This window comes from Lonsdalea quercina, from assembly GCF_900107885.1.
Taxonomy (GTDB): domain Bacteria; phylum Pseudomonadota; class Gammaproteobacteria; order Enterobacterales; family Enterobacteriaceae; genus Lonsdalea; species Lonsdalea quercina.
The window spans coordinates 212,456-228,517 of record NZ_FNQS01000007.1 but is presented as its reverse complement, the minus strand read 5'-3'; the positions used below and the strand labels follow the sequence as shown (position 1 = coordinate 228,517).

General features: G+C 51.6%; 13 protein-coding genes and 2 tRNA genes. 13 read left to right on the top strand and 2 right to left on the bottom strand.

Features of this window, described 5'->3' with window-relative positions; genetic code table 11:
• Window positions 1-25 precede the first annotated feature (25 nt).
• Together BLU64_RS11600 and cgtA are read left to right on the top strand one after the other, a co-directional pair.
• Complete coding sequence (locus BLU64_RS11600; RefSeq protein WP_026742084.1) at window positions 26-991, top strand: DMT family transporter; 966 nt, start codon at window positions 26-28, stop codon at window positions 989-991.
• A gap of 243 nt (window positions 992-1,234) precedes the next feature.
• Complete coding sequence (gene cgtA / locus BLU64_RS11595) at window positions 1,235-2,410, top strand: Obg family GTPase CgtA (RefSeq protein ID WP_074728789.1); 1,176 nt, start codon at window positions 1,235-1,237, stop codon at window positions 2,408-2,410.
• Between the two features lie 101 nt (window positions 2,411-2,511).
• Here the strand turns inward: cgtA and dacB are convergent, their stop codons facing one another.
• Window positions 2,512-3,945 carry a serine-type D-Ala-D-Ala carboxypeptidase gene (gene dacB / locus BLU64_RS11590; protein WP_074728787.1) on the bottom strand — a complete coding sequence of 478 codons (1,434 nt, stop codon included), beginning with the start codon at window positions 3,943-3,945 and terminating at the stop codon, window positions 2,512-2,514.
• Between the two features lie 268 nt (window positions 3,946-4,213).
• Here dacB and greA point away from each other — a divergent pair, with 268 nt between their 5' ends.
• On the top strand, window positions 4,214-4,690 hold the full coding sequence (gene greA, locus BLU64_RS11585) for a transcription elongation factor GreA (RefSeq protein ID WP_026739632.1): 477 nt from the start codon (window positions 4,214-4,216) through the stop codon (window positions 4,688-4,690).
• Between the two features lie 117 nt (window positions 4,691-4,807).
• Here greA and yhbY read toward each other — a convergent pair whose 3' ends face one another.
• Window positions 4,808-5,101, bottom strand: coding sequence for a ribosome assembly RNA-binding protein YhbY (gene yhbY / locus BLU64_RS11580; protein WP_026742088.1), 294 nt, complete (start codon window positions 5,099-5,101; stop codon window positions 4,808-4,810).
• 143 nt (window positions 5,102-5,244) lie between these two features.
• Here yhbY and rlmE point away from each other — a divergent pair, with 143 nt between their 5' ends.
• The 10 genes from rlmE to infB all read left to right on the top strand — a co-directional run bounded on the left by rlmE (window position 5,245) and on the right by infB (window position 15,992).
• On the top strand, window positions 5,245-5,874 hold the full coding sequence (rlmE, locus tag BLU64_RS11575) for a 23S rRNA (uridine(2552)-2'-O)-methyltransferase RlmE (protein ID WP_026739634.1): 630 nt from the start codon (window positions 5,245-5,247) through the stop codon (window positions 5,872-5,874).
• A 47-nt stretch (window positions 5,875-5,921) separates the two neighbouring features.
• Window positions 5,922-7,868: an ATP-dependent zinc metalloprotease FtsH gene (ftsH, locus tag BLU64_RS11570; protein WP_071999749.1), complete on the top strand. Its 1,947-nt coding sequence runs from the start codon at window positions 5,922-5,924 to the stop codon at window positions 7,866-7,868.
• 126 nt (window positions 7,869-7,994) lie between these two features.
• Window positions 7,995-8,828 carry a dihydropteroate synthase gene (folP, locus tag BLU64_RS11565; RefSeq protein WP_074728785.1) on the top strand — a complete coding sequence of 278 codons (834 nt, stop codon included), beginning with the start codon at window positions 7,995-7,997 and terminating at the stop codon, window positions 8,826-8,828.
• A gap of 3 nt (window positions 8,829-8,831) precedes the next feature.
• Window positions 8,832-10,172: a phosphoglucosamine mutase gene (gene glmM / locus BLU64_RS11560; RefSeq protein WP_026742091.1), complete on the top strand. Its 1,341-nt coding sequence runs from the start codon at window positions 8,832-8,834 to the stop codon at window positions 10,170-10,172.
• Between the two features lie 300 nt (window positions 10,173-10,472).
• Entirely contained in the window at window positions 10,473-10,805 is a 333-nt protein-coding gene (secG, locus tag BLU64_RS11555) for a preprotein translocase subunit SecG (protein ID WP_026742092.1), read from the top strand.
• Between the two features lie 53 nt (window positions 10,806-10,858).
• Window positions 10,859-10,946, top strand: a tRNA-Leu gene (locus tag BLU64_RS11550).
• A 59-nt stretch (window positions 10,947-11,005) separates the two neighbouring features.
• A tRNA-Met gene (locus BLU64_RS11545) sits at window positions 11,006-11,082 on the top strand.
• 214 nt (window positions 11,083-11,296) lie between these two features.
• The gene (gene rimP, locus BLU64_RS11540; protein ID WP_026739639.1) at window positions 11,297-11,749 is read left to right on the top strand and encodes a ribosome maturation factor RimP; all 453 of its coding nucleotides are present in this window, start codon (window positions 11,297-11,299) and stop codon (window positions 11,747-11,749) included.
• Between the two features lie 21 nt (window positions 11,750-11,770).
• Window positions 11,771-13,261, top strand: coding sequence for a transcription termination factor NusA (gene nusA, locus BLU64_RS11535; protein WP_026742093.1), 1,491 nt, complete (start codon window positions 11,771-11,773; stop codon window positions 13,259-13,261).
• Window positions 13,262-13,286: 25 nt separating this feature from the next.
• The gene (gene infB, locus BLU64_RS11530) at window positions 13,287-15,992 is read left to right on the top strand and encodes a translation initiation factor IF-2 (protein WP_026742094.1); all 2,706 of its coding nucleotides are present in this window, start codon (window positions 13,287-13,289) and stop codon (window positions 15,990-15,992) included.
• Window positions 15,993-16,062 lie beyond the last annotated feature (70 nt).

The following is a 16,062-nucleotide window of genomic DNA, read 5'->3' as shown; positions in this document are numbered from 1 at the left end:
AATATCATCCGCTGCGGATAACACTATGAAACAGAATGCTGGCTTGGGGCTCTGCCTGGCTTTAACCACGGCTGTTTGCTGGGGCGCTTTGCCCATCGCCATGAAGCAAGTTTTAAGTGTTATGGATCCATATACCGTTGTTTGGTATCGATTTCTGATGGCTTCGTTCGGGCTTTTTATCCTTCTCTACTTAAGAGGAACGATGCCCCGACTTCGTTTGCTACGGCGTCGGCGTTGGTGGGTATTGCTGCTTATCGCAACGTGCGGGCTGCTGGGCAACTTTGTCCTATTCAGCTCGTCATTAAAGTATCTTAGCCCCACGGCTTCTCAAGTTATCGGCCAACTCTCCCCAGTTGGGATGATGTTTGCCAGCGTTCTCATTCTGAAAGAAAAAATGCGTGTGACTCAGGTGATTGGCGCGATTACGCTATTGAGCGGTTTGTTGATGTTTTTCAACACCAGCCTAATTGAGATTTTTACCCGTCTGAGTGATTACACGTTGGGCGTCCTATTAGGTGTGGGGGCCGCGGCGGTTTGGGTCACTTATGGCGTCGCTCAAAAAGTCCTTCTACGACGACTGTCATCCCAACAGCTCCTGTTTCTGCTCTACGTACTGTGCGTGATTTTTATCACGCCGATAGCAAAACCTGACGTCGTGTTTCAACTGAGTCGTTGGCAACTGGCGTGCCTGGTCTTTTGCGGCGTAAACACAGTTGTAGGATATGGTGCGCTGGCAGAGGCAATGGCACGTTGGCAGGCGGCTCAGGTCAGCGCCATTATTACTCTAACCCCTCTGTTTACATTGATGTTTTCCGATTTATTGGCATTAGGGTGGCCTTTAGTCTTTACACCTCTCTCGCTAAATTTTATCGGTTACATCGGTGCGTTCGTGGTCGTGGCTGGGGCGATGTTTTCAGCGATTGGGCATCGTTTTTTTCCGATAAAACAGCAGTTAAGCGAAGTCCCGGGCATCAATTCAGACGGTAAATGATTCGGCTTGTCGGTCAATCCTCACGGGCCGTGATGACTGTTTATTTTTAATACAGGTGAAATCTTCGCGCTAAGCAGGTACAATCAGCGCCCATTTTACCGTGATGGTTCTGACTGCGTCGTTTTCAGTGACGGATGGCTTCAAAAGCTGCCCTTAATAAAATCAAAGAGTTACGCCAAAGAGAACCAATAACAGTCAAAAAAAGTCAATTATTCTCTATTGGTTTTTTTGCGGAGAGAGTTCATGAAGTTTGTAGATGAAGCCAACATTCTGGTGGTGGCTGGCGATGGTGGTAATGGTTGTGTTAGCTTCCGTCGTGAAAAATATATCCCTAACGGCGGCCCGGATGGTGGGGACGGTGGCGATGGTGGCGACGTTTATCTCGTTGCCGATGAAAACCTGAACACCCTGATCGACTATCGCTTCGAAAAATCGTTTCGCGCAGAACGTGGTCAGAATGGTCAAAGCCGCGACTGTACCGGCAAACGGGGTAAGGATATCACCATCAAAGTTCCTGTCGGGACCCGTATTAAAGATACTGGCACAGGGGAAATTTTGGGGGATATGACCCGTCATCAGCAACGCCTGATGGTAGCGAAAGGGGGATGGCACGGTCTGGGCAACACCCGCTTTAAATCCTCAGTTAACCGGGCGCCTCGTCAAAAAACGAACGGCACGCCGGGTGAAGAACGCGAACTGCTGATGGAGCTGCTGCTGTTGGCCGATGTAGGGATGTTGGGTTTGCCGAACGCGGGTAAATCAACGTTTATTCGTGCTGTGTCTGCGGCTAAACCTAAAGTGGCAGACTATCCGTTTACAACATTGGTTCCGAGCCTGGGTGTTGTGCGTATGGATAGCGAACAAAGCTTCGTCGTCGCTGATATCCCAGGCCTGATTGAAGGGGCCTCCGAAGGCGCAGGTCTGGGTATCCGGTTCCTGAAACATTTGGAACGTTGCCGCGTGCTGCTTCACCTGATTGATCTGGCGCCGATAGACGAGTCCGATCCGATCGAAAACGCGAAAGTCATCATCAACGAACTTCATCAGTACAGTGAAACTCTGGCTGAGAAGCCGCGCTGGCTGGTCTTTAACAAAAGCGATTTGCTGGACAAAGACGAAGCTGAAAAACGCGCACGTGATATCGCGGCCGCGTTGGCGTGGGAAGGTCATTATTATCTGATTTCCGCCGCGAGTCGTGATGGCGTCAATGCGCTCTGTTGGGATGTGATGAGTTTCCTCAAAACTCAGCCGAAAATGCAGGCGGAAGACGAGAAATCGACACCAGAGAAAGTGGAGTTCATGTGGGATGACTATCATCGTGAACAGCTGGAAACGGTGAAAGACGAAGCAGAAGAAGAGTGGGACGATGACTGGGACGAAGAAGACGATGATGGCGTGGAGATTATCTACCAGCATTAAGCCTGACGTTGTTCACGAATAATAAAAGTTTGCTTGTTGTATCAATTACCCTTATCTGCTTATGCAGATAAGGGTGTTTTTTATCTAGGCTTCCACGCGCTTTAATTGTTCTGATAAATATCTTTGTAGAGTCTGCTCTCAAAGCGAACCAGAGGAACACGACGCGTTTTCTCGTCATCTGCGGAGTACCCAGAGAGATACTGTACGAAGGCCATTCTCTGACCGCTGGACGTCGTGATAAAGCCAGCCAGATTGTACACGCCCTGCAATGCTCCCGTTTTTGCTGAAACCTTGCCGTCTACGCCTGCTTCATGTAATCCGCCTCGATAGCGAAGCGTGCCGTCATATCCCGCCAACGGCAGCATCTTGATGTAGTTCAACTCATTATCGTGCTGAGCGATATATTGCAGCACCTGCATCATGGTAGCGGGCGCAAGGAGGTTGTGGCGCGACAAGCCGGAACCATCCACGATGACGCTGTTGCCAAGATCGACGCCTGCTTTCTGCCGTAAGATCTGACGCACCGCATCCGAGCCTGCACGCCAGGTGCCGGGCACATTGAATCGTTCATGCCCGATGGTGCGAAAAACGGTGTCCGCAATCATGTTGTCTGATTTTTTCAGCATGATGGTCAGGAGTTCATGCAGTGAGGCGGACTGCGTCTGTGCCAAAACTGTTCCCGTTATTCCCGGCCGGGTTTGCCTGCGCAGGCTGCCGCCAATACGGACATCCGCTTCCAGCAATTCATCTTTTACGATTGCGCCGGCATAACTGCCGCCATCCTGAATGGCAAATGCCAGGGGGAGGGGGTCTGAACGCTGCGTTAAGCAGCCGGTAAGGGTAAAGCGATTGAGTTCTCCCGGAACAACATCAAGTTCACAATATTGCGCGTCGGGTGAGCCTTTCGCGAGCGTTCTGACTTCGCTAAACATCTGAACGGGGTAATAAGAGGCTACGCGAATGAAAGCATTCTCACCGGCGTTGGGAGCGCTGTAGAGCGATACCGAGAAGCAGTTTCTATCGACGATGGCAGCGGCAGGGGGCGCGCTAAAACACTGTGTCATATCGTTCCACGGCCAGCCGGGTGCTTTGTCATGACTGGCGAATACGGAGGTATCGATTAGCACATCGCCGGTAATTTCGTGGATACCATTTTTTTTCAATCCCTGTACCATGGAACGAATCTGCTGGCGTTTCAACGTTGGATCGCCGCTGAAACGCACAATCAGATTTCCACGCAAAACGCCGTTACTGACGGAGCCTGCGCTTTCCATTGTGGTCGTAAACCGAAAGTCAGGACCGAGCTGGAGCAATGCCGCCAATGCAGTAATGACTTTTTGCGTGCTGGCCGGGAGCGCCATTTGTTGGCTGTGATAATCAAGCGCGGGAGATGGCGCCCCGACTTTCTGCACCACTAACGCCAGATTGGCGCCGTGAGGCAGGTATTGTATATAGTCCTCTACCGGGGCGGCAGCCGAGGCAGTATGCAGAATACAGGTGCAGAGAAGGCCGGTAACAATAGATAAAAAACGCATAATCTCGGTTTAGCACAGGGTAACGTGTGGCAATACTACGGCCCTAAGTAGGCTAAAGTAAACGATGATCCCCATGGAACTCTGGGGTAAAATACGTATCAAAATGCAAAACCGAGCCTGCCCTGGAAAAATTATTTCCGGGCTGGGCCGCTTTTGTTTGAATTGCCAGGGGTACGCTGCAGAAAAAAGACACCCCGTCGCACGTTAATTCTATCGCGTCAGGAAGACGGTGATTTAAGTCCTATGGATTTTTAGAGGTATAGACAATATGAAACAGTTTCCGATGACGTTACGTGGTGCTGAAAAGTTACGCGAAGAACTTGAGTATTTGAAAATGGTTCGCCGACCAGAAATCATTTCGGCGATTGCTGACGCGCGCGAACATGGTGACCTGAAGGAGAATGCGGAATACCACGCAGCCCGTGAGCAGCAGGGGTTCTGCGAAGGCCGCATTCAGGAAATTGAAGCGAAGCTTTCAAACGCTCAGGTGATCGACGTCACTAAAATGGCCGCTAACGGTCGTGTTATTTTCGGCTCCACTGTTACAGTGATGAATGTCGATACAGAAGAAGAACAGACCTATCGCATCGTTGGCGATGATGAGGCTGACTTCAAACAAAACCTTATCTCGGTTAACTCGCCCATCGCGCGCGGCTTAATCGGCAAAGAAGAAGACGATATCGTCGCCATCAACACCCCAGGGGGGCTGGTGGAATATGAGATTTTGAAGGTCGAGTACCTTTGATTGCTCGTGATATCGACAGTATTTGTAAAGAAAAGAAAAAGGCCGCATGCGGCCTTTTCTCTTACCAGAGGTCATGGCACTTTGCAGTCAATGCAAAGTAACCTGAGGTAAAAAATGTTATCGTGGCAATACAATTTTCCGTTCTTTAGCGGCACGATAGAGCACCAAGGTGTGGCCAATGACCTGGACTTTGACGGCTTTGGCTTCGCGCAGGATCGCATCGACGATTAACCCTTTGGTTTCACGATCCTCAGCAGCGATTTTTACTTTGATCAGTTCGTGATGTTCTAAAGCCTGCTCGATCTCAGCCAGTACACCCTCGGTAAGGCCGTTGTTGCCTAACAGGACAACCGGTTTCAACGGATGTGCCAGGCCTTTCAGGTGCTGTTTTTGTTTGTTACTCAGATTCATGGTCTTTTTTGCTTAGGTTGGGATTGAAAACGGGTCATTCTACCGCCATCTCATCATTATCACCATTGTAGAGTGGTTGGTTGGCACCCAATGAGACGTTCGGTACGACAAAAGCGCCTTAATTAAGAATAGTTGGAAAATAGATGGCTAACAAAAAGCGTTCTGCGAGTTCCAGTCGTTGGTTGCAGGAACACTTTAGCGATAAATATGTGCAGCAAGCGCAGAAAAAAGGGCTTCGCTCACGCGCTTGGTTTAAACTTGATGCTATACAACAGAGCGACAAACTGTTTAAACCCGGTATGACCGTGGTGGACCTGGGGGCCGCTCCAGGCGGTTGGTCGCAGTATGTCGTCAGCCAAATCGGCGGCAAAGGTCGGATTATTGCCTGCGATCTTTTACCGATGGATCCTATCGTGGGCGTCGACTTTCTTCAGGGCGACTTTCGCGATGAAATGGTACTGAAAGCGTTGCTCGAAAGGGTTGGCGATCAGAAAGTTCAGGTGGTGATGTCCGACATGGCCCCTAACATGAGCGGTACTCCGGCAGTCGATATTCCGCGTTCCATGTATCTGGTGGAACTTGCGTTGGAGATGTGTCGAGATATCTTGGCTCCGGGCGGCAGTTTCGTCGTTAAAGTATTTCAGGGAGAAGGCTTTGACGAGTATTTGCGTGAAGTACGATCCCTGTTTACGACGGTGAAGACGCGTAAGCCTGAATCCTCCCGGGCCAGGTCCCGCGAGGTGTACATTGTAGCGACAGGGCGTAAACTGTAGTACCCTTACGCTATTTTTTAACACAGTTGTAATATGAGGTTAATCCCTTGAGTGACATGGCGAAAAACCTGATTCTCTGGTTAGTCATCGCAGTCGTGCTGATGTCTGTATTCCAGAGCTTTGGGCCCAGCGAGTCGAATGGCCGTAGGGTGGATTATTCAACCTTTTTAACTGAAGTGAATCAGGATCAGGTCCGTGAAGCACGAATCAATGGGCGTGAGATCACTGTGGTCAAAAAAGACAGCAACCGATACACGACCTATATTCCTGTCAACGATCCCAAGTTGCTGGATAACCTTCTGACTAAAAACGTAAAAGTAGTCGGCGAACCGCCAGAAGAACCGAGCCTGTTGGCTTCGATCTTTATCTCATGGTTCCCGATGCTTCTTTTGATCGGCGTCTGGATTTTCTTCATGCGTCAAATGCAGGGCGGTGGTGGCAAAGGCGCCATGTCGTTCGGCAAAAGCAAAGCACGCATGCTCACCGAAGACCAGATCAAAACGACGTTTGCGGACGTAGCCGGATGTGATGAGGCCAAAGAAGAAGTGGCCGAGCTGGTCGAATATCTGCGTGAGCCTAGCCGTTTCCAAAAGTTGGGCGGTAAAATTCCGAAAGGCGTGCTGATGGTCGGCCCTCCTGGTACCGGTAAAACCTTGCTTGCGAAAGCTATCGCGGGTGAAGCTAAAGTCCCATTCTTCACCATTTCCGGTTCTGATTTTGTCGAAATGTTCGTGGGCGTGGGCGCATCTCGTGTTCGTGACATGTTCGAACAAGCGAAAAAAGCAGCGCCATGCATCATCTTTATCGATGAAATCGATGCTGTCGGTCGCCAGCGTGGCGCTGGTTTGGGTGGCGGTCACGATGAACGTGAGCAGACGCTGAACCAGATGCTAGTGGAAATGGATGGTTTTGAGGGGAATGAAGGTATCATCGTCATTGCTGCAACGAACCGCCCTGACGTGCTGGACCCCGCATTACTGCGTCCAGGTCGTTTTGACCGTCAGGTTGTTGTAGGACTGCCGGATGTCCGTGGTCGTGAGCAGATTCTGAAAGTTCACATGCGTCGCGTACCACTATCACCGGATATTGATGCCTCTGTCATTGCTCGCGGCACGCCGGGGTTCTCCGGCGCCGACTTGGCTAACCTGGTCAATGAAGCAGCATTGTTCGCCGCACGTGGCAGCAAGCGTGTCGTCTCCATGGTCGAGTTTGAGAAAGCCAAAGATAAGATCATGATGGGTGCAGAACGCCGGTCTATGGTGATGACGGAATCTCAAAAAGAGTCGACTGCTTATCACGAAGCGGGTCACGCCATCATCGGACGCCTGGTGCCTGAGCATGATCCCGTTCATAAAGTGACCATTATTCCGCGTGGACGCGCACTGGGCGTGACTTTCTTCCTCCCGGAGGGTGATGCGATTAGCGCCAGTCGTCAGAAGCTGGAAAGTCAGATCTCAACGCTGTACGGCGGTCGTCTGGCTGAAGAAATCATTTATGGTTCTGAGCATGTTTCTACGGGGGCTTCCAATGACATCAAGGTTGCGACCTCTATCGCTCGTAACATGGTGACGCAGTGGGGCTTCTCAGAAAAGCTGGGACCCTTGCTGTATGCGGAAGAAGAAGGGGAAGTTTTCCTCGGTCGCTCCGTGGCGAAAGCGAAACACATGTCGGACGAAACGGCTCGCATCATCGATCAGGAAGTTAAGGCCTTGATCGAACGTAACTATCAACGTGCTCGCGAATTGTTGATGGCGAATATGGATATCCTGCATTCCATGAAGGATGCATTGATGAAATATGAAACCATCGATGCGCCGCAGATCGATGATCTAATGGGGCGCAAGGATGTTCGTCCGCCGGCTGGCTGGGAAGAACCTTCGTCCAACAATAACAACTCTGATGATAGCGGAACGCCTAATGCGCCGACCCCGGTTGATGAACCGGAGAAGCCTGGCACGGGCAATGCTATGTCAGGTCCATTGAGCGACAAGTAAGCGCGGTGTGACAGCGTGTTGTTGAAACTGACACCAGTAGTTTATAAACCCCGGCTTGCCGGGGTTTTTTGCTGATTACGTCCAGGCATAGCGCCATGGGCGGGCTGTGGTTTTGAGGAAGAAGGAATGAAATTGAACGCTCGGGGATCGGTCATTGATCTCTCCTGCCCGCAGGTGATGGGCATCTTGAATGTGACGCCGGATTCGTTTTCCGATGGCGGCCAACACAATACTCTCGATAAAGCGCTGTTTCATGCACAGGATATGGTCATGGCTGGCGCAACGTTCATCGATGTCGGCGGCGAGTCAACACGGCCTGGTGCGGATGAAGTCAGCGTCTCGGAAGAGCTGGACCGCGTAATCCCCGTCGTAGAAGCATTGTCGCAACGCTTTGAGGTATGGATATCCGTCGACACCTCAAAACCGGAAGTGATCGCTGAGGCGGCGGCCGCTGGAGCGCATCTGATCAACGATGTGCGCTCTTTGCAGGAAACGGGCGCGTTGAGTGCCGCCGCCGAGACTCAACTTCCCGTATGCCTAATGCATATGCAAGGATTGCCGCAAACGATGCAACAGGCTCCGCACTACGATGACCTGATGAAGGATGTTGTCACCTTTTTCGAGCATCATCTCAGTCGCTGCACCACTGCAGGAATTCCTCGCGAGCAAATATTGCTCGACCCCGGATTTGGATTCGGCAAAAACCTGCAGCACAACTATAGCTTGCTGGCTCATATGGAAAGCCTGCATCAATTTGGTTTGCCCCTGCTGGTGGGGATGTCCAGAAAATCAATGATTGGCCAACTGCTTAACGTTCCGCCTAAAGAACGTGTTTATGGCAGTGTCGCCTGCGCAGTAATTGCTGCGCTAAAGGGAGCCAGGATCATTCGAGTTCATGACGTAAAAGCAACCGTGGATGCTATGCGTGTTGTTGAAGCTACACTTTCAGCTAAGGAATAAAAGATGACGAGCAGCCGTAAATATTTTGGTACTGACGGTATTCGTGGCAAAGTCGGTGACTCTCCCATTACCCCCGATTTCGTATTAAAGCTGGGCTGGGCGGCCGGGAAGGTTTTGGCTCGACATGGCTCCAGAAAGATCATCATTGGTAAAGACACCCGAATTTCGGGTTATATGCTTGAATCTGCGCTGGAAGCCGGTTTGGCTGCCGCGGGGTTATCGGCGTCCTTCACGGGGCCGATGCCAACGCCCGCCGTAGCCTATTTGACTCGCACCTTCAGGGCGGAAGCTGGCATCGTGATCTCGGCTTCCCATAACCCGTTCTACGATAACGGCATCAAGTTCTTTTCCATCGACGGCACCAAATTGCCTGACGAAGTTGAGGAAGCGATCGAAGCCGAAATGGAAAAGGCAATCACCTGCGTTGAGTCTTCCGAACTCGGTAAAGCGAGCCGAATTGTGGATGCGGCAGGTCGTTACATCGAATTCTGCAAAGGCTCCTTCCCGAGCGAGCTTAACCTTAACGGCCTCAAAATCGTGGTGGACTGTGCCAACGGCGCGACTTATCACATTGCGCCCAGCGTGCTGAGAGAGTTGGGCGCGACGGTGATCACCATTGGTTGTAACCCCAACGGAATGAACATCAATGAAGAGTGTGGTGCAACGGATGTAAGGCAGCTTCAGAGTCGGGTGCTAGCTGAAAAAGCCGATGTGGGCTTGGCCTTTGACGGAGATGGCGATCGTCTGATTATGGTCGACCACCAGGGTAACAAGGTCGATGGCGATCAAATTCTGTACATCATCGCACGCGAAGGCTTACGCCAAGGCCAGCTCCGTGGTGGTGCTGTCGGTACGTTGATGAGCAATATGGGTCTGGAGCTTGCTCTCAAACAGCTTGGCATTCCGTTCGCTAGAGCCAAGGTCGGGGACCGTTATGTGTTAGAACTGATGCAGTCCAAAGGCTGGCGTATTGGCGCTGAAAATTCAGGCCACGTTATCCTGCTGGATAAAACGACCACGGGGGACGGTATTATCGCAGGGTTGCAAGTTTTGACCGCAATGGCCCGCAACCACATGACGTTGCACGATTTGTGTAGCGGCATGAAATTGTTTCCACAGGTGCTGGTCAACGTCCGCTTCGCCGGCCTAGATGATCCGCTGGAAAGCGACGCGGTTAAACAGGCTGCGCTGGATGCGGAGTCACAGCTCGGCGGTCGCGGTCGTGTCCTGTTACGTAAATCGGGCACCGAACCGCTGATCCGAGTCATGGTTGAAGGTGAAGATGAGACTACGGTGACGGCTTTAGCCAATTCGATTGCCGATGCCGTGAAAGCGGTGGGATAACATCTCCTCTAAAATGGAAACGTCATCGGCAAAATTCTAGTGTCCGCTGATGGCGTTAAATTTCTGAAGAATCAGCTAGATAATTAAAGACTTCTCGAACAAGTCAATTCCGTCGCTGTTTTTTTCCCCAATCAATCATTGCGAGCCAAATTAGCCTTGCTTAGACAGAATGCTTTGGTTAGTATTCAAACCCGCTTTATAAGGGATAGCTTTTGTATTCCGACTGCGGATGGCGAGCGGTTAAGCCGCAAGAATTCAGCATCCTCATGAAAAGTTGGGGATAAAGTAATAGGTACATCTATGTACGAAGCGCTTTTAGTTATTTTCCTGCTGGTATCCATTGGTCTGGTTGTGTTGATCATGCTGCAGCAAGGTAAAGGTGCCGATATGGGTGCCTCGTTCGGAGCGGGTGCGTCAGCTACCCTGTTTGGCTCAAACGGCTCAAGCAATTTCATGACCCGTACGACGGCTGTTTTGGCAACGTTGTTCTTTGTCATCAGTCTGATTCTGGGCAATATGAGTTCTAACCACAGCCAAAAAGGCAGTGAATGGGAAAGTTTAAGTCAGCCTGAGCCGGCGCAAACTCAGCAGAACACGGCACCAGCTACGCCGTCGAGCGATATTCCTAAGTAATACAGCGTTATCGGCAACAAAAATTGTTGCCAGTTATAGAAGTAAGAAGTGATGCCGAGGTGGTGGAATTGGTAGACACGCTACCTTGAGGTGGTAGTGCCCAAATTGGGCTTACGGGTTCAAGTCCCGTCCTCGGTACCAATCCTATAGATAACTTGCTTTTTTGCGGTTATCAGCGTAATATTTGCCACGTTTTCGGACGCGGGGTGGAGCAGTCTGGTAGCTCGTCGGGCTCATAACCCGAAGGTCGTCGGTTCAAATCCGGCCCCCGCAACCAATTAACTTTCCTTTAGGTTTTCTTTCAAAGCTGCTCAGTAAGTTTCAATTGATTCCACAGTCGGTTTTGAAAGAATTCTTAATGGTAAGTTATACCGCGGTTATCCGTGGTAATAGGGTCCAGTTGCATAAAGCCCCGTATATCGGGGTTTTTTGTTATCTGACAACAGAATTACTGGGCTATTAAGCCCTTTTTTTATGTCTTGGGGGTGGGCTTGTCCACATTAGAGCAAAAGTTAACAGAGATGATTTCAGCACCCGTTGCAGCATTAGGCTTTGAGCTGGTGGGCATTGAGTTCGTCCGGGGTCGCCAATCGACGCTGCGTATCTATATTGATAGTGACGATGGGATCACTGTTGATGATTGTGCTGATGTCAGCCATCAGGTCAGTGCGGTGTTGGATGTTGAAGATCCGATCACCGTGGCTTATAACCTGGAAGTATCTTCGCCAGGTCTGGATCGTCCTTTATTCACGGCCGAACACTACGTGCGTTTCCTCGGTGAAGAAGTGAGTCTGGTATTGCGTATGGCTGTCCAGAACCGCCGTAAATGGCAAGGAATAATCAAAGCCGTTGAAGGTGAGATGATCACGGTAACGGTGGAAGGCAAAGATGAAGTGTTCGCGCTGAGCAACATCCAGAAAGCGAATCTGGTACCCCACTTTTAAAGTTTGGATGAGGCAACTAGGATGAACAAAGAGATTCTGGCTGTTGTTGAAGCAGTTTCCAATGAGAAAGCTGTTCCGCGTGAAAAGATTTTCGAAGCATTGGAAATCGCACTGGCAACGGCAACCAAGAAAAAATACGAGCAGGAAATTGACGTCCGTGTCTGCATCGACCGCAAAACCGGCGATTTTGACACCTACCGCCGTTGGGTAGCCGTCAATGAAGTGACGCAGCCCACCCGTGAAATTACGCTGGAAGCAGCGCAATTCGAAGACCCAAGCATTGAGCTGGGCGGCTATGTCGAAGACCAGATCGAATCTGTGACTTTCGACCGCATCACCACCCAAACCGCCAAGCAGGTTATCGTACAGAAAGTGCGTGAAGCTGAACGTGCCATGGTGGTCGATCAGTTCCGCGAGCAAGAAGGTGAAATCGTTACCGGCGTTGTTAAGAAAGTCACCCGCGATAACATCTCTCTGGATCTCGGCAGCAACGCCGAAGCGGTGATTGGCCGTGAAGATATGCTCCCGCGTGAAAACTTCCGCCCTGGCGACCGTATTCGCGGCGTACTGTATGCGGTTCGCCCTGAAGCGCGTGGTGCTCAGCTATTCGTCAGTCGTTCTCGTTCTGAAATGCTGATTGAACTGTTCCGCATTGAAGTACCGGAAATCGGCGAAGAAGTCATCGAAATCAAAGCTGCGGCCCGCGATCCAGGTTCACGCGCTAAAATAGCCGTTAAGACTAACGACAAACGCATCGACCCCGTCGGCGCTTGTGTGGGTATGCGCGGCGCGCGCGTTCAAGCCGTTTCCAGTGAACTGGGTGGTGAGCGTATCGATATCGTCCTGTGGGATGACAATCCTGCTCAGTTCGTCATCAACGCCATGGCGCCCGCAGATGTTGCCTCTATCGTGGTAGATGAAGACAATCACACCATGGACATTGCCGTAGAGTCAGGAAACCTGGCTCAGGCTATCGGCCGTAACGGTCAGAACGTTCGCCTGGCATCACAGCTCAGCGGCTGGGAACTGAACGTGATGACGATTGAAGACCTGCAGGCCAAACATCAGGCCGAAGCGCATGCGGCGATTGATGTCTTTACTAAGCATCTAAGCATCGACGAAGAATTCGCCATTGTTCTAGTGGAAGAAGGCTTCTCCACCTTAGAAGAGCTGGCCTATGTGCCGATCAAAGAACTGCTTGAGATTGACGGGCTGGATGAAGAAACGATTGAAGCGCTGCGTGACCGTGCGAAGGCAGCGTTGACAACATTGGCGCTGGCTCGCGAGGAAAGCCTTGGTGACGGTCAGCCAGCCGATGATTTGCTAAACCTGCCTGGTTTGTCCCGTGAGCTGGCGTTTGCTCTGGCTGCACGCGGCGTATGTACGCTGGAAGATCTTGCTGAGCAGGGTGTCGATGACCTGACAGATATTGAAGAGCTTGATGAGAAGCAAGCCGGTGAGCTGATTATGGCCGCGCGTAATATCTGTTGGTTTGGCGACAACAACGAATAACGAACTGTAGCAGGAAAGGAACAGCATGACAGATGTAACCGTAAAATCGCTGGCCGCAGAGATTCAGACTCCGGTTGACCGCCTGATACAGCAGTTTGCTGATGCCGGTATAACCAAGTCCGCATCAGACTCTGTGACCCAGCACGAGAAAGAAAGCTTGCTGGCGCACCTGAACCGTGAACGCGGCAGTGCGCCGGGAAAACTGACGCTGCAGCGCAAAACGCGCAGCACATTGAATGTTCCAAGCACCGGTGGTAAGAGTAAAGCGGTACAGATCGAAGTCCGCAAGAAACGTACTTATGTAAAACGCGATTCTGTGGAAGGTCAGCAGACCTCCGAAGAAGAGTTGGCGCGGCGTGAAGCGGAAGAACAGGCACAACGTGCTGCAGAAGAGCAGACTAAACGCGAGGCGGAAGAAAAAGCCCAGCGCGAAGCGGCTGAAAAAGCGAAGCGTGCCGCTGAAGATCAAGCCAGACGTGAGGCCGCCGACAAGGCTAAGCGCGACGGAGCGGAAAAAGAAAAAGTGACCAATCAACAAAACAACACCATGACCAAACCAGCTCAGGCTGAGAAAGCGCGTCGCGAAGCCGAAGCAGCTGAACTCAAGCGAAAAGCGGAAGAAGCGGCACGCCAGAAGGTTGAAGAAGAAGCCCGTCGCGTGGCAGAAGAAGCTCGCCGCATGGCTGAGGAAAACGCCGGTCGTTGGGAAAATCAGAAAGACGAAACCGAAACTTCTGACTATCACGTAACCACATCGCATCACGCACGTGAAGCCGAAGATGAAAACGATCGCAAGGTCGAAGGCGAACGTCGTGCTCGCACTCGCGGCGGCAAAGCGACCAAGCAGAAGAAAGGCAACCGCCTGTCTGAATCTAAAGCCGATCGCGAAGAGGCTCGCGCTGTCACTCGCGGCGGTAAAGGCAAACGTAAACCAAGCACTCTGCAGCAGAGCTTCAACAAGCCTGCCCAGGCGGTTAACCGCGATGTAGTGATTGGCGAAACCGTGACGGTGGCTGAACTCGCGAACAAGATGGCCGTTAAAGGCTCTCAGGTCATCAAAACGATGATGCGTCTGGGCGCAATGGCGACTATCAACCAGGTTATCGATCAGGAAACGGCTCAGCTCGTGGCGGAAGAAATGGGTCACAAAGTGATCTTGCGTCGTGAAAATGAGCTGGAAGAAGCGCTGATGAGCGATCGTGATACCGGTGCTGCTGCTGAACCGCGCGCGCCTGTCGTCACTATCATGGGTCACGTTGACCATGGTAAAACCTCTCTGCTCGACTATATCCGTTCTACCAAAGTCGCTTCCGGCGAAGCGGGTGGCATTACCCAGCACATCGGTGCCTACCACGTAGAAACCGACAATGGCATGATCACGTTCCTGGATACCCCGGGACACGCCGCGTTTACCGCAATGCGCGCACGTGGTGCTCAGGCGACAGATATCGTCGTTCTGGTGGTTGCCGCAGATGATGGCGTGATGCCGCAGACTATCGAAGCTATTCAGCATGCTAAAGCCGCCAAAGTGCCGGTTGTCGTTGCTGTAAACAAAATCGATAAGCTGGAAGCCGACCCGGATCGCGTTAAAACCGAACTGTCTCAGCACGGCATCATGCCGGAAGATTGGGGCGGTGAAAGCCAGTTCGTACACGTGTCCGCCAAATCGGGTACGGGTATTGATGAACTACTGGATGCTATCTTGCTGCAGTCGGAAGTCCTGGAGCTGAAGGCCATCCGTAACGGCATGGCAAGCGGAGCGGTAATCGAATCCTTCCTGGATAAAGGCCGTGGTCCGGTTGCGACTGTCCTGGTCCGTGAAGGTACCTTGAACAAAGGTGATATCGTCCTGTGTGGCTTCGAGTACGGCCGTGTGCGTGCGATGCGTGACGAGTTGGGGCGTGAAGTCGCCTCTGCTGGCCCCTCTATTCCCGTCGAAATCCTGGGCCTGTCCGGCGTGCCGGCAGCAGGTGACGAAGCCACTGTCGTTCGCGACGAGAAGAAAGCACGTGAAGTTGCGCTGTATCGTCAGGGTAAATTCCGCGAAGTTAAACTGGCTCGCCAGCAGAAATCTAAACTGGAAAACATGTTTGCTAACATGAGCGAAGGCGAAGTTTCTGAACTGAACATCGTGTTGAAGTCCGACGTACAGGGTTCTTGCGAAGCGATTTCCGACTCTCTGATGAAGCTGTCCACCGATGAAGTAAAAGTCAAAATTGTCGGCTCTGGCGTGGGTGGGATTACTGAAACGGACGCTACGCTGGCCGCGGCATCCAACGCTATCCTGTTGGGCTTCAACGTGCGTGCAGACGCTTCCGCTCGCCGAGTCGTCGAAGCAGAAAGTCTGGATCTGCGCTATTACTCAGTCATCTATGACCTGATTGATGAAGTGAAGCAGGCGATGAGCGGTATGCTGGCGCCTGAGTACAAGCAGGAAATCATTGGTCTGGCTGAAGTTCGCGACGTGTTCAAATCACCGAAATTTGGCGCAATCGCAGGCTGTATGGTGACCGAGGGCGTGGTTAAACGTCATAACCCGATCCGTGTACTGCGTGATAACGTCGTTATCTACGAAGGCGAGCTGGAATCCCTGCGTCGCTTCAAAGATGACGTCAACGAAGTTCGTAACGGCATGGAATGTGGTATCGGCGTTAAGAACTACAACGATGTTCGTTCTGGCGACATGATTGAAGTATTTGAAATTATAGAGATTAAGCGCTCTATTGCGTAATGCTTTCATCGCCGCACCATTCTACTTTTCCAATGAGGGGGCCTTGTGCCCCCTCATTTTTCCGTGAGGT

Coding starts and splice junctions, on each gene's coding strand:
- secG (WP_026742092.1), top strand. CDS start 10,473: ATGTACGAAGCGCTTTTAGTTATTTTCCTGCTGGTATCCATTGGTCTG.
- cgtA (WP_074728789.1), top strand. CDS start 1,235: ATGAAGTTTGTAGATGAAGCCAACATTCTGGTGGTGGCTGGCGATGGT.
- folP (WP_074728785.1), top strand. CDS start 7,995: ATGAAATTGAACGCTCGGGGATCGGTCATTGATCTCTCCTGCCCGCAG.
- BLU64_RS11600 (WP_026742084.1), top strand. CDS start 26: ATGAAACAGAATGCTGGCTTGGGGCTCTGCCTGGCTTTAACCACGGCT.
- rlmE (WP_026739634.1), top strand. CDS start 5,245: ATGGCTAACAAAAAGCGTTCTGCGAGTTCCAGTCGTTGGTTGCAGGAA.
- infB (WP_026742094.1), top strand. CDS start 13,287: ATGACAGATGTAACCGTAAAATCGCTGGCCGCAGAGATTCAGACTCCG.
- dacB (WP_074728787.1), bottom strand. CDS start 3,945: ATGCGTTTTTTATCTATTGTTACCGGCCTTCTCTGCACCTGTATTCTG.
- yhbY (WP_026742088.1), bottom strand. CDS start 5,101: ATGAATCTGAGTAACAAACAAAAACAGCACCTGAAAGGCCTGGCACAT.
- nusA (WP_026742093.1), top strand. CDS start 11,771: ATGAACAAAGAGATTCTGGCTGTTGTTGAAGCAGTTTCCAATGAGAAA.
- glmM (WP_026742091.1), top strand. CDS start 8,832: ATGACGAGCAGCCGTAAATATTTTGGTACTGACGGTATTCGTGGCAAA.
- greA (WP_026739632.1), top strand. CDS start 4,214: ATGAAACAGTTTCCGATGACGTTACGTGGTGCTGAAAAGTTACGCGAA.